The following is a 13301-nucleotide window of genomic DNA, read 5'->3' as shown; positions in this document are numbered from 1 at the left end:
CGGCGCATTGACGGATCGCGGCCCGCGAAGCGAAGATCGACGGGCATGTCCGCGACAACGTTGTCGACCGAGAGGACCGCGATGAGAACGTTGGGACGCGCGTTCACCACCGCGCTGATCATCACCACGGTGGCCGCGGCCTCCGTCACCTCCGGCGTCGCGAACGCGGGGCAACGGTCGCCCCGGTTCGCCGCCGACCCCACCGCGCTGGTCGACACCTCGATCGGCAACAACGGGGACGGGACCACCTTCCCGGGGGCCGCCGCTCCGTTCGGCATGGTGCAGCTCAGCCCCGACACCCAGCTGAACAAGTACGCGTCCTACGACTACGCGCAGGACACCATCCTCGGCTTCAGCCACACCCATCTGTCGGGGGTGGGCTGCCAGACGATGGGCAACATCCGGTTCATGCCGACCACCGGCGCGGTGACCTCGTCCGATCCGGCCCGGTACGCCGCGAAGTTCAGCCATGCCAACGAGACCCGGGCGCCGGGCTACTACGGGGTGACGTTCGACAACGGCATCCGGACCGAGCTGTCGGCCACCCGGCGCACCGGCCAGCACCGCTACACCTTCCCCGGCGGATCGGACGCGGAGAACATCCTCATCGAGGCCGGCCAGAGCAACGGCAGCACCTACGCCGGTGACATCGAGGTGGTCGGCGACGACACCGTGGAAGGCTGGGTGCAGGGCGGCAACTTCTGCGGGGAGACCGGCAAGGAGCGCTACCGGGTCTTCTTCAGCGCCAGGTTCGACCGGACCTTCTCCGCCTTCGGTACCTGGAACGACGACACCCTCACCGCGGGCCGGCGCACGGCCACGCGCGGCACCGAACGCGCCGGCGCCTGGCTGACGTTCGACCCCGCCGACGGCGACCGGGTCGGAGCCTCGGTGGGCCTGTCCTACACCTCGGTGGACGGGGCGCGCCTCAACCGGAAGGCCGAGCAGCCGCAGTCGTTCGACACCGCGCGCCTGGGCACGCACGACGCCTGGCGGGACGAGCTGAACCGGATGCGGGTGGCCGGTGGCAGCACCGCCGACCAGCGCACGTACTACACCGCGCTCTACCACTCGCTGCTGCATCCCTCGATCGGCTCCGACGTGGACAACCGCTACCGCGGTTTCGACGACCGGGTGCACCGGGCGGATGGCACGTACTACCAGATGTTCTCCCTGTGGGACACCTACCGTTCGCAGAACCAGCTGGTGGCCCTGCTGCACCCGGACCAGGCCGCGGACATGGCCAAGTCCCTGCTGCGCGTCTACCAGGACGGCGGCTGGCTGCCGCGCTGGGGGCTCGGCAACAGCGAGACCAACGTGATGAGCGGCGACCCCGTCACCCCGTGGATCGTCGACGTCTACCGTCGCGGTCTCCTCGACGACCGCACCTCGCGGCAGCTCTTCGCCGCGCTGTGGAAGAACGCCAACGACGTGCCCGCCGACCAGTCGGTCTTCCGGGGCCGCGACGGCAATCCGACGTACGTGGCGAACGGCTGGGTCGGCTACCAGAACCTGCCCGGCTACCGGTACGGCGACAGCCGCCAGGCCGGCTCGGCCACCCTCGAGTACGCGCTCGGCGACTGCGCGCTGGCGACGATGGCCGCCGGCCTCGGCTACCGGGACCGGGCCGCGACGCTCGCCTCGCGCTGCGACAACTTCACCGGACTGTGGGACTCCTCCGTCACCTCGCAGGGCTTCACCGGGTTCCCCGTGACGAGGAACGCGGACGGCACCGTCGCCGGTGACACCGACCCGACGCAGTCGGGCGCCTTCCACGAGGGCACCGCGTGGCAGTACCAGTGGCTCGCCCAGCAGGACCCGGAGACCCTGTACGGCCTGATGGGCGGGGCGGCGGCCGCCGAGCGGCGGCTCGACACGTTCTTCGACCTGCCGACCGTGCTCACCGACCCGGCGAAGGCCGCCTCGGACTCGTGGGTGACCGGCGCCTACGACTACCACAACAACTTCGCCTTCAACCCCAACAACGAGCCGGACTTCCACGCGCCGTGGATGTACACCTGGACCGGCGCGCCGTGGAAGACCTCCGCGGTGCTGCGCGCGATGCGCACGCTCTTCACCGACGACGCCTACGGCATGCCCGGCAACGACGACCTCGGTGCCACGTCGTCGCTGCTGGTGTTCGCGATGGCCGGCGTCTTCGAGGCCCAGCCCGGCTCGGCCACGTACATCGTCACGGCGCCGATGTTCGAGAAGGTCGAGATCCGGCCCGAGCACGGGCGCCGGATCCGGATCGAGGCACCGGGCGCCGACGCCTCGGCGTTGCAGTACGTGTCCGCCGTGCACACGGACCGGGGCACGGCGCGCCGCAGCTGGCTCTCCCACCAGGAGCTGCTGCGCTCCGGCACGATCAGGGTCGAGCTCTCGGACCGGCCGACGAGTTGGGGGGCCGGCGCGGCGCCGCCCGCCGTGGCCCAGGGCCTGGACTGACGCGACGGGGGTGCGGCCCCGCGCGTGTCCCTCGGCCTGCCCCGCCGCTCACGCGGACCGCGTCCAGTGGCCCCGGCGGCGCCACTCCGCGGCGAGCAGTTGGTAGGAGCGGACCCGGTCGGCGTGGTCATGGGTGATCGTGGTGATCAGCAGTTCGTCGGCGCCGGTGGCCTCCTGGAGCTGCTCCAGCCGGTCGGCGACGGTGGCCGCGGAGCCCACGAACTGCGTGTCGAGCCGGTCCTGGACCAGCTCCCGGTCCGCGTCGCTCCACCGGTGGGCCCGTGCCTCCTCGGGGGTGGGGAACGGGATGGCACCCTCGGCGGTGCGGATACTGCGTACCCACAGGCCGTAGCCGGTGGCGAGGTCGCGGGCCCGGGTGTCGTCGGCGGCGACGACCACGTCCGCGGAGACACTGACGTACGGCTCGGCGAGGACCGCGGAGGGCTCGAAGCGGGTCCGGTAGCCGTGCACCGCCTCCAGTACACCGCTCGGGCTGACGTGGTAGTTGGCGGCGAAGCGCAGGCCGCGCGCGCCCGCGACCGCGGCGCTCTGCCCGCCGCTGCTGCCCAGGATCCACACCTGGACCGCGGCGCCCTCGCCGGGCACCACGTGCGCCTCCACGCTCTCCGGGGAGCGGTAGGTGCCGGCCAGCAGGGCGAGGAGGTCGTCGACCTGTTCGGCGTAGTCCTGGGACTCGGCGCCGGGCAGGTGGAGCAGCTTGCGCTGGAGCGCGATCCGGGGTGCGCCGAGGAGCCGTTCGAAGGCGAACGGAGGCGGCACGAGCAGGCCGCCCGGCGCCCGGCCGGCGGTGACCCGAGGTGCCGTCGGCGCCGCGGTGGCCGGCCGGCCGGACGGGCGACCGGAGCGGCCCAGGCCCAGGTCGAGGCGGCCGGGGTGCAGGGCGTCCAGCAGACCGAACTCCTCGACCGTGCCGAGCGCGGTGCGGTGACCGAGCTGGACGGCTCCGGAGCCGAGCCGGATGGTGGAGGTGGCGGCGGCCGTCAGCGCGAGCAGCACCGCCGGGGAGGTGCCCGCCACGCCGGGGTTGAGATGGTGCTCGGCGAACCAGTAGCGGGCGTAGCCGAGGCGTTCGGTGTGCCGGGCCAGGTCGAGGGAGTTGCGCAGCGCGTCGGCGGCGGTGGCTCCGGAGGGGACCGGGACCAGGTCGAGGACGCCGAGCGGGATGTCAGGCACGGGCGGCCTCCGTGGTCTCGGGGTGTACGGGTGCCCAGGCGAACGGCGGGTCGGGGATGTCCCGGCGCAGCACCGGTGCCACGGCCGACTGGAACAGTTCCAGGGACGCGCGGTGCGCGGCGTCGGGCAGGCCGCTCGCGTCGGCGTGCAGGTGCAGGACCGTGTGTCCGAACTGTTCGTGATAGCGGTGCACCTTGTCGATGACCTGCTGCGGGCTGCCGATCAGCGCGGAGCTGCGGGCCACGAAGTCCTCCAGGGTCTCGAAGACCACGGGCAGGCCGGTCTGTTTCTGGAAGGCGAGGTTGCTCTCGAAGACCGGCCGGTAGGCCGCGAGGGCCTCCTGCGAGGTGCGGGCCACGTACACCCCGGCGGTGCCGGCGCCGACCGCGAGGGCGGCCGGGTCGTGGCCGTGGTGCGCCCAGCGTTCGCGGTAGTGGCGGATCAGCGCGGCGTAGGGCTCGATCGGGTGGGTGACGTTGGCGGAGAACAGCGGGTCGCCGTAGCGGGCGGCCAGTTCGACGGACTCCTCGCTGGTGGCGCTGCCGTGCCAGACCCGGACCGGCCGCTGGTAGGGCCGCGGCCACACCTCGGCGTCCGTCAGTTCCGGACGGAAGCGGGTGCGCGCGGTGACCTTGTCCTGTCGCCAGAGCTTGCGGAACACCTCGTAGCTCTCGGCGTTGCGGTCCCACTGCTCCTCGGGCGTGACGTGGAACAGCTCGCGCTGGGCGGTGCCGTTGCCCTTGCCGATGATCAGCTCCAGGCGGCCGCCGGAGAGGTGGTCGAGGGTGGCGTAGTCCTCGTAGGCGCGGACCGGGTCCAGCAGGCTCAGGGTGGTCACCGCGGTGAACAGGCGGATGCGCCGGGTCAGGGCGGCGATGTGGCTGAGGACGACGGTCGGTGCGGAGGAGAGGAACGGCCGCTCGTGCCGCTCCCCCACCCCGAAGCCGTCGAAGCCCAGTTCCTCCGCGAGCAGGGCGTTGCCGAGTACCTCGCGGAAGCGTGCGTGGGTGGGTTTCGGGACGCCGGTGGCGGGGTCCGGGCGGTGCACGATGAGGGTGATCGCCAGGAATCTCATGACGCCGTCCGCGTCGCGCGCGCCTGGTCGGGGTGGCTGAGTCCCAGGTGGTCGCGGAGGGTGGGGCCCTGGTAGTCGGTGCGGAAGACGCCCTGTTCCTGGAGGAGCGGGACGACCTTGTCGGCGAACTCGTCGAGGCCGCCGGGGGTGAGGTGCGGCACCAGGATGAAACCGTCGGCGGCGTCCGCCTGGACGTGGTCGTTGATGGTCCGGGCGACGGTGGCCGGGGTGCCGACGAAGGTCTGCCGGCTGCCGGTCTCGATCACCAGGTCGCGGATGGACCAGTTGTTGGCGGCCGCCAGCTCGCGCCACTCGCGGGCGGTGCCGAGCGGGTCGCGGTACATGCGGACCTGGGCCCGGCCGCGGGCGACGGTGTGTTCGCCGGGCAGCGGGTCGACGTCCGGGAGCGGTCCGTCCGGGTCGTACCCGGACAGGTCGCGGTTCCAGACCCACTCCAGGTGCTTGATGGCGGTGGCGCCGCTCACCTGCTGCCGGCGCACCTCGCGGGCGAGGTCCGCCGCCTCGGCGTCGGTGTCGCCGAGGACGAAGGTCGCGGACGGCAGGATCAGCAGTTCGGCCGGGCGGCGGCCGTAGCGGGCCAGCCGGGACTTGACGTCGGTGTAGAAGGCCCGGCCGGTGTCCAGGGCGGCGTACCGGCTGAAGATGGCGTCGGCACTGGAGGCGGCGAACTCGCGGCCCTCGTCGGAGTCGCCGGCCTGGAAGATCACCGGCCGGCCCTGGGGGCTGCGCGGCACGTTGAACCGGCCGTGGATGTCGAAGTGCCGTCCTTCGTGGACGAAGGCGCCGGCCTTCGCGTCGCGCAGGAAGATCCCGGCGGCCCGGTCGGCGGCGATCTCGTCGCCCTGCCAGGAGTCGAGGAGTTCGCCGGCGGTGGCGAGGAACTCCTTGGCGCGGGAGTAGCGCTCCTCCTGCGCGAGGAAGCCGCCGCGGCGGAAGTTCTCGCCGGTGAAGGCGTCCCAGGAGGTGACGACGTTCCACGCGGACCGGCCGCCGGAGAGGTGGTCCAGGCTGGCGAACTGGCGGGCCACCTCGTAGGGCTCGTTGAAGGTGGAGTTGATGGTGCCGGTCAGGCCGAGGCGGTCGGTGACGGCGGCCAGCGCGGCCAGCACGGTGAAGGTGTCGGGGCGGCCGACCACGTCCAGGTCGTATATCTCGCCGCCCTGTTCGCGCAGCCTGAGTCCCTCGGCGAGGAAGAGGAAGTCGAACTTGGCGCGTTCGGCGGTGCGCGCGAAGTGGGCGAAGGAGCTGAACTCGATGTGGCTGCCGGCCCGCGGATCGCTCCAGACGGTGGTGTTGTTGACGCCGGGGAAGTGGGCGGCCAGGTGGATCTGCTTCACGGGCTTGCTCATGACGCGGGTCTCCTTCCGCTCAGGCGGCGGCGTAGCGGTTGGCGGGGCGGGGCAGGCCGAGCAGGCCGCGCAGGGTGCCGGCCTCGTAGGCGCGGCGGAAGGCGCCGCGGCGCTGGAGCTCGGGGACGAGTTTCCGGCTGATCGCCGGGAGGTCGTGCCCGGCCACGGCGGGGCGCAGCCGGAAGCCGGTCAGTCCGGCGGCGGCGAATTCCTGGAGCAGGTCGGCCAGTTGGGCGGGGGTGCCGGTGAAGACGCGGGCGTCGCTGGTGTACTCCTCGCCCGCGAGGGTGTCGAGCCGGTCGCGCCGGGCGGCGGCCGCGGCGGGGTCGTCGTCGAGGAACACCACCAGGTCGCCGAAGAGGTGCAGGGGTTCCTCGGCGCGGCCTGCGGCGGACTGCTCGGCCCGGACCTCGGCGACGATCGCCCGGACCCGGCCGGTGTCGTGCGGGGTGACGTAGCCGACGTCGGCGGCCCGCGCCACCAGCCGGTACGGCACGGTGTCGTGGGCCAGAGCGGTGACCAGGGGCTGGCCCTGCGGCGGGCGCGGGGTGATGGCGGGGCCCCGGACGCTGAAGTGCCGGCCCGCGAAGTCGATGTAGTGCAGCTTGTCCCGGTCGATGAACCGGCCGCTGGCGGCGTCCCGGATCTCGGCGTCGTCCTCCCAGCTGTCCCACAGCCGGCGCACCACCTCCACGTAGTCGGCGGCCTCGTCGAACAGCTCGGTCACCAGGGCCCGGGTGGCCGGGGGCGTCGTACGCCTCGATGCGCGGGACGGTGCGCCGGCCGAAGTGGGCGGCCTCGTTCGGCCGGGCGGTGATCTGGACCCGCAGGCCGGCCCGGCCGGTGCTGACGTAGTCCAGGGTGGCGATGGCCTTGGAGATGTGGAACGGCTCGGTGTGGGTGGCCACCACGGTCGGCACCAGGCCGATGTGCCGGGTCAGCGGGGCGACCCGGGCGGCGACGAGGACCGCGTCGAGCCGGCCGCGGACCTGGTCGCGGCGGTCGTCGGGGTCCAGGAAGTGCGCGGACTGCGGGCCGAGGCCGTCCTCGATGGTGACGAAGTCGAGCAGGCCGCGTTCGGCCTCGGCGACCAGGTCGGCCCAGTATCCGGCGGTGAACAGGTCGTGGGGGCGGGCCACCGGGTCGCGCCAGGCGGCGGGGTGCCAGCCGGCGCCGTCCAGGGCGACGGCGAGATGGAGCGGGGCGGGGGAGGTCGAGGACACGGAATTGCCTTCCTGGGAATCCGGGACTGAGGTCCGTGTGGTCCGTGGCGGTCCTTGGGGACAGGCGCCGGTCCCGCCCGTGGCCGGGCGCGGGGGCGCGGCGGCGCGGGGTGGTGCGCGGGCGCGCCGCGGGCGGGTGCGGTGGGCCGACGGCCGGGCGGGCGGCGTCAGGAACGACAGAGCGCGCCGGCCACGCGCTGGAGATCGATGTGCGGCCGGGAGTACAGGTGCACGGCGTGCGCTGCGTGGGCCACGTCCGTCACCTCCCCGGGCCGGGCGCGCGGAACTGCCGCGCGGTCGTCGTCTCGATTCCCAACGCCTTGATCAGACCTGGTGTTCCCGTTTCACGCAACCCCCTCGGGCCGGCCGGCGATCGAGGACAGCCGGCCGGCCGCCCCGTCCGGCCCGGCCGCGGGGCCGCGTTGACATCCCGGATGATCGCGCCCACACTCGACCGCATGCCCGAGGTTCCGCTGCTCACCAGTGAGCTCTGTGTCGACCTCGTCCGCGTGTCCAGCGCCCAGTGTTGAGCTGATCCCCGCTCCGCCGGGCCGCCCCGCCCGTGCCCGCGGCCCGTGGCGACCGTTCGTCCCGCGCCGCCGTGCCGGGCCCCTTCGCGCCGCCCGTCGGACCCGCCTCGTAGGCCCCCTTCCGCCGGCCGGCGGTCCCGTGATGGCCGCCGGCCGCCCAGCGATCGGACACGACATGAGCGAGCGGTTCCTCTGGTACATCCCGAACACCGTCGAGCCCGGCCATCGCGGCGACGACACCACCACCGGCTGGGGCTCCATCGAGTACTCCACCGAGCTGGCCCGCACCGCCGAACGGCACGGCTGGGGCGGCGCGCTGCTCGGCACCGGCTGGGGGCGGCCGGACACCTTCACCGTCGCCGCCGCCCTGGCCGCCCGCACCAGCACGTTCCGGCCGCTGATCGCCGTCCGCCCCGGCTACTGGCAGCCCGCCCACTTCGCGGCCGCGGCCGCCACCCTCGACCAGCTCAGCCGGGGCCGGGTCCTGGTGAACATCGTCAGCGGCCTGGACGACCCGGCGGCCTACGGCGACACCGACGTCGACCCCGCCCACCGCTACGCCCGCACCCGGGAGTTCCTGCGGCTGGTGCGCCGGCTGTGGACCGAGGAGGACGTCACCTTCCGCGGCGAGCACTTCCAGGTCACCGGTTCGACGCTGGCGCCGGGCCCGTACACCGGCGCCGGACGGCCGCACCCGACGCTCTACTTCGGCGGCGCCTCCGCGGCGGCCGAGCGGGTGGCGGCGGCCGAGGCCGACGTCCAGCTGTTCTGGGGCGAGCCGCTGGACGGTCTCGCCGAGCGCATCGACCGGCTGCGGCGGCTGAGCGAGGAGGTCGGCCGCCGGCACCGGCCGCTGGAGTTCGGGCTGCGGATCACCACCCTGGTGCGCGACACCACCGAGCAGGCCTGGCACGACGCCGAGCAGAAGGTCGCCGCGATGGCGGGCGCGTCGCAGGAGCAGACCTGGACCGGGAACCGGGCGACGGCGGTCGGGCAGCGCCGGCTGTTCGAGCTGGCCGGGCGCGGCGAGGTCCTCGACACCTGCCTGTACACCGCGCCGGGCCGGGTCGGCGGCGGCGGAGCGGCCACCACCTGGCTGGTCGGCTCGGCCGACGACGTCGCCGGGGCGCTCGACGCCTACCGGGCACTCGGCATCAGCCACTTCGTGCTCTCCGACACCCCCTACCGGCGGGAGATCGTCCGCATCGGCGACCAGCTGCTGCCCAGGCTGCGCGGCCGGGTCGGCGCGTCCTGACCGGACCGGGCGGGCACAGCGAGGCCCGCCGGCCAGAGGGCCGGCGGGACCTTGGTACTGCGTTACCGCGCGGGCGGACCCGGTCAGGCGGGGGTGATGTTCTCCGCCTGCGGGCCCTTCTGGCCCTGCGTGATGTCGAACGTGACGGCCTGGCCCTCCTGGAGCTCACGGAAGCCCGACGCGTTGATGTTGGAGTAGTGCGCGAAGACGTCGGGGCCACCGCCGTCCTGGGCGATGAACCCGAAGCCCTTCTCCGCGTTGAACCACTTGACGGTGCCGCTGGCCATGTTGATGCCTTCCGATCGGTGACGGGTCCGCACGGTGCGTTCCCGGAGGTGGTCGTCCTGGTCCTCGGGCACACAGCAGAACGCCCGCGCCACGGCGCGGGCTGGTACGGCGAACCACGACATCTGCTGCTGACGCTACACGGCGGCACGGTGCCCTGCCAACGGGGAACGTCATAGTCACCGCCCGCAGTTGCGCCTGGTCACGAGCGGAGGGTTGCGGTGGCCGCCGGTCAGGACGCGGCGGGCCGCTCCAGTACGTCGGCCACCGTCCCCAGGTCCGCGTCCGGTTCGGCCGTCCTGGCCAGGGACCAGAAGAGCAGGGCGACGCCCGTCGCGCCCGGGTCGGGCGCGCCGAGGGCGCGTTCGCCCAGGTAGGAGGCGCGGCCGCGGCGGGCCTTGATGGCGGCGGTGGCGCGTGCTCCGGCGAGGGCGGCGCGGGCCGCCGCCGCGAAGCCCGCGCCGCCGTCGAGGGCGTCGCGGGCGGGCACCAGCGCGTCGACCAGGGTGCGGTCGCCGGGCTCGGCCTCGCCGACGCGCTGGATGGCGGCCAGTCCCTCGCGCACCCCGGCCGCCCAGCCCTCGCGGCCGTCCCCGTGCGCGGCCAGCGCCCGGCCGATCTCCTGGAACAGCAGGCCGATCAGCGGGCCGCTGGTGCCGCCCACCTCGTCGAGGAAGACGCCGGCGGCGACGGTGAAGGGGGCCTCGGTCCGGTTCTCGCCGAGCGCGCGCTCCACGCCGTCGAGTCCCTCGCGGAGGTTGTCGCCGAAGTCTCCGTCGCCGGAGAGCTGGTCGAGGGCGGTCAGCTCGTCGTGCGCGGTGCGGGCGGCCCGCGCGTAGGTGCGCAGCACCTTTTCCTGGTCGGCGGTGGTGGTCATCGGGCGGTCTCCGAAACGGTGAAGGCGGGGGTCAGGGCGGGCGCGTGCCACCAGTCGAGCCAGTTCTCGCGCAGTGCGGTCACGGTCACCGAGAAGCCGCTCATGTCGAGGGCGGGCACGAAGGTGCCGACGAGCTGTCCGGCGACGTGCACGCCGCGCTCGGCGAGGACCTGGCGGACCCGGTCGTGGACCGCGTACAGCTCCAGCAGGGTGGTCGCGCCCAGGCCGTTGACCAGCAGCAGGACGGTGTCCGGGCCGCTGTCCGGCAGGGCGCCGAGGACCTGCTCGGTCATCCGGTCGACGAGGTCCTCGAAGGCGGGGCGGGGCACGGTGCGCGCGGCGCGTTCGCCGTGGATGCCGACGCCGTACTCGAGCTCGCCCTCCGCCAGCTCGAACGCCTCGCCGCCGCGACCGGGCGCGGTCTGGGCCCGCGCGGCGACCGCGATGCTGCGGGAGGCGGCCGCGAACGCCGCGCCCGCCTCGGCCAGTTCGTCCAGCCCGAGGCCCGCGTCGGCCGCGCCGCCCAGCAGCTTCTCCACGACCACGGTGGCGCCGGTGCCACGGCGGCCGGTCGCCGTCTCGGCGTCGTCGGTGGCCAGGTCGTCGTCGACCAGGACCCGGCGCACCGGGATGCCGTCGGCGCGCAGGCGCTCGGCGGCGATGCCGAAGTTGATGCGGTCGCCGGTGTAGTTCTTCACGACGTGCACGACACCGTCCGGGCCGGCGACGGCGCGGGAGGCCGCGTGGACCTGGCGGTTGTGCGGGGAGGCGAAGACCCGGCCGGGTACGGCGGCGTCCAGCATGCCGCGGCCGACGAACCCGGCGTGCAGCGGTTCGTGCCCGGAGCCGCCGCCGGACAGCAGGCCCACCCGGCGGCCGGGGTGGCGGTCGCGGCCGGTGACGTAGAGCGGGTCCTCGTGGAGGCGGACGAGGCCGGGATGGGCGAGCGCGAAGCCGCGCAGGGCGGCGGCCACGGGCGCGTCGGCCGGCAGGAAGAGGTGGTTCAAGGCGTTGCCGTCCTTTCGGTGGTGCGCCCGGTCACGGTAGCCACCCCGTCCGCGATCCCCTCGCCCGGCCCGGCCGTGTCGCGTCCGGCGGGGCGTTTCGGCGGGCGGCACGAGACCCGCCCACCTCCTCCACCGCGGCTAGCCGTCCGTCCGGTGCGTGACGCGGATCTTGGACTGGCCGTGGCCGAGGCGCTCCCAGTCGTCCATGAAGCGGGCCGCCAGGCCGTGGTCGGCGGCCAGCGCGAGCAGTGTCCCGGTACGGTAGTAGAAGTCCTCCCGCAGCACGTGGTGTTCCGCGCCCTCGGTGCGGTCGAAGGTGAAGTCGAACCAGCCGCCGGGTGCCAGCAGGCGGCCGATGTGGGCGAAGCACTCCTCGATCACCGGCAGCGGCGAGTGCGAGAAGACGCTGTGCGCGTGCACCACGTCGAACCGGCCGGCCGGCAGGAACCCCAGCGTGAGGTCGCGGACCGGGGTCAGGGCCGGCAGCCGGTCCTGGAGGCCCTGGTCCCGGAGCGTGTCCTGGGCGGCGAACAGGATGTCCGGGGAGATGTCTACGCCGCAGTAGTGGCCGGGGTCGAGGTACTCGATGAACCGCCAGCCCGCGCGCAGGTTGCCGCAGCCGATCTCCAGCATGCGGTGCCGTGGGAGCAGTCCGTGCTCCAGCAGGTAGTCGAACTGCATCTTCCCCAGCGCCAGCCAGCGTTCCCGGCTGCGGCTGCCCACGGCGGCGTCCGGGTCGCGGCGGGTGTCCGAGCGCATGACCGCGCGGTAGTAGGCGACGTGGTCCGGCGAGCGGTGGCGCAGCCAGGCGTCGCGGACGGTGCGGCGCAGGTGCCGGGGCACCCGGGCGGGGTGGCGCAGCGCGTAGGACAGGCGGTGGCCGAGGGCGGCGCGGTTGGCGGTGAGGTTCTTGGGCATGGCGGTGCTCGTTCTCCGTAGGGTGTCCCGGGGTGCGGCCGGGGCCGGTGCCAGCAGTTTCACGGGCGGGACGGTGCGGTTCGTCCCCCGTGCGGTCACTGCCCGGAAGCCGGAACGGACCATGCCGATGTCGGCCGATCGGATGATGTGCCGGGCGGGGCGCGCGGGTATATCTGGTGGGGCAGGCACGGGCGAGGCGACGGGAACGCGGCGGTGGAGCGAGACGGCACGGAGCCGGACCCCGACGCGCGCTGGCTGACGGCGGCCCTGCACACCGCGTTCGTCCTGCTGCTGGGCGGCGCGGTGGCCCGGCTGCTGACCCACGGCCCCGTCGCCGGCGCCCGCACCGGGGCGCTGCTGGCCCTGTTCCTCGCCTTCGGGGCCCTCTATCTGGTCGGGCGGCGGCGGGCGCCCGGGCCGCGGCCCGGCGAGCGGCCCACCGCCCGGCACCTGCTCTGGCTGGGCGCGGTGCTCGCGCTCTGGCTGGTGCTGCTCACCCTGGAGCCCAGTGCCACCTGGTGCACCATGCCGCTGCTGTTCACCGGGCTGCACCGGCTGCCGGTACGGCTCGCGGTGCCGCTGGCCGCGGTCCTGGTCGTGCTCGTGGTCGTCTCCGAAGTGCGGATCGCCGGCGTACGGGTCACCGAGGGCGGGTTCAACCCGAACCTGGTGATCGCGCCGGTGGCCCTCGGCGTCGTCGCCACGGCCGTCCTCGTGCACAGCCGGCGGCTGACCGCCCGGCAGCGGCGGCTCATCGACGACCTGACGCGGGCCCGCGGCGAACTGGCCGCCACCGAGCGGCACGCGGGCATCCTGGCCGAGCGCCAGCGGCTGTCGGCGGACATCCACGACACCGTCGCGCAGAGCCTGTCCAGCCAGCAGATGCTGCTCCAGGCCGCGCAGCGGCACTGGCACACCGCCCCGGACACCGCGCACGCGCACGTACGGGAGGCCGCCGCGACCGCGGAGCGGGCGCTCGCCGAAGTACGCCGGTTCGTCCGTGACCTGACACCGCTGGATCTCGCCGAGCACAGTCTGGTGCAGGCGCTGCGCTCGCTGGCCGCCCGGGACGGCGCGCCGGGGCCGGACGTCGAGTTCCGGCTGGACGCGGCCGACGGC

General features: G+C 74.1%; 11 protein-coding genes and 1 pseudogene. 3 read left to right on the top strand and 9 right to left on the bottom strand.

Annotation, left to right across the window (positions count from 1 at the left end; all coding sequences use genetic code 11):
• Positions 1–81: 81 nt before the first annotated feature.
• Complete coding sequence (locus AB0G32_RS18875; RefSeq protein ID WP_361164017.1) at positions 82–2448, top strand: GH92 family glycosyl hydrolase; 2367 nt, start codon at positions 82–84, stop codon at positions 2446–2448.
• 48 nt (positions 2449–2496) lie between these two features.
• Here AB0G32_RS18875 and AB0G32_RS18870 read toward each other — a convergent pair whose 3' ends face one another.
• The 5 genes and pseudogenes from AB0G32_RS18870 to AB0G32_RS18850 all read right to left on the bottom strand — a co-directional run bounded on the left by AB0G32_RS18870 (position 2497) and on the right by AB0G32_RS18850 (position 7543).
• Positions 2497–3642: an LLM class flavin-dependent oxidoreductase gene (locus tag AB0G32_RS18870; RefSeq protein WP_361164015.1), complete on the bottom strand. Its 1146-nt coding sequence runs from the start codon at positions 3640–3642 to the stop codon at positions 2497–2499.
• Positions 3635–4717 carry an LLM class flavin-dependent oxidoreductase gene (locus AB0G32_RS18865; RefSeq protein WP_361164013.1) on the bottom strand — a complete coding sequence of 361 codons (1083 nt, stop codon included), beginning with the start codon at positions 4715–4717 and terminating at the stop codon, positions 3635–3637. Before AB0G32_RS18865 ends, AB0G32_RS18870 begins: the two co-directional genes overlap by 8 nt.
• Positions 4714–6087 (bottom strand): NtaA/DmoA family FMN-dependent monooxygenase, encoded by a 1374-nt coding sequence (locus AB0G32_RS18860; RefSeq protein WP_361164011.1) that lies wholly within the window; start codon positions 6085–6087, stop codon positions 4714–4716. Before AB0G32_RS18860 ends, AB0G32_RS18865 begins: the two co-directional genes overlap by 4 nt.
• A 19-nt stretch (positions 6088–6106) precedes the next feature.
• Positions 6107–7310: pseudogene (locus AB0G32_RS18855) on the bottom strand (LLM class flavin-dependent oxidoreductase).
• Between the two features lie 167 nt (positions 7311–7477).
• A complete protein-coding gene (locus AB0G32_RS18850) occupies positions 7478–7543 on the bottom strand; it encodes a putative leader peptide (RefSeq protein WP_361164240.1) in 66 nt (21 codons plus the stop codon).
• Positions 7544–8015: 472 nt separating this feature from the next.
• Between AB0G32_RS18850 and AB0G32_RS18845 the strand changes: the two genes are divergently transcribed.
• Positions 8016–9095 carry an LLM class flavin-dependent oxidoreductase gene (locus AB0G32_RS18845; RefSeq protein WP_361164009.1) on the top strand — a complete coding sequence of 360 codons (1080 nt, stop codon included), beginning with the start codon at positions 8016–8018 and terminating at the stop codon, positions 9093–9095.
• An 83-nt stretch (positions 9096–9178) separates the two neighbouring features.
• Here AB0G32_RS18845 and AB0G32_RS18840 read toward each other — a convergent pair whose 3' ends face one another.
• From AB0G32_RS18840 to AB0G32_RS18825, 4 genes are all read right to left on the bottom strand, one after another.
• Positions 9179–9382, bottom strand: coding sequence for a cold-shock protein (locus tag AB0G32_RS18840; protein ID WP_037751662.1), 204 nt, complete (start codon positions 9380–9382; stop codon positions 9179–9181).
• A gap of 230 nt (positions 9383–9612) precedes the next feature.
• Positions 9613–10257, bottom strand: coding sequence for a DAK2 domain-containing protein (locus AB0G32_RS18835; protein ID WP_361164007.1), 645 nt, complete (start codon positions 10255–10257; stop codon positions 9613–9615).
• Positions 10254–11264 carry a dihydroxyacetone kinase subunit DhaK gene (locus AB0G32_RS18830; RefSeq protein WP_361164005.1) on the bottom strand — a complete coding sequence of 337 codons (1011 nt, stop codon included), beginning with the start codon at positions 11262–11264 and terminating at the stop codon, positions 10254–10256. The genes AB0G32_RS18835 and AB0G32_RS18830 overlap by 4 nt, the downstream gene beginning before the upstream one ends.
• Positions 11265–11402: 138 nt before the next feature.
• A complete protein-coding gene (locus AB0G32_RS18825; RefSeq protein ID WP_361164003.1) occupies positions 11403–12182 on the bottom strand; it encodes a class I SAM-dependent methyltransferase in 780 nt (259 codons plus the stop codon).
• 213 nt (positions 12183–12395) lie between these two features.
• On the opposite strand from AB0G32_RS18825, the gene AB0G32_RS18820 reads away from it, so the two are divergent.
• Positions 12396–13301, top strand: a 906-nt coding sequence (locus tag AB0G32_RS18820; protein ID WP_361164001.1) for a histidine kinase, incomplete at its 3' end; no start/stop codon positions are given.

The organism is Streptomyces sp. NPDC023723, from assembly GCF_040639815.1.
Lineage (GTDB): Bacteria > Actinomycetota > Actinomycetes > Streptomycetales > Streptomycetaceae > Streptomyces.
This window is presented reverse-complemented; position numbering and strand designations above follow the sequence as displayed.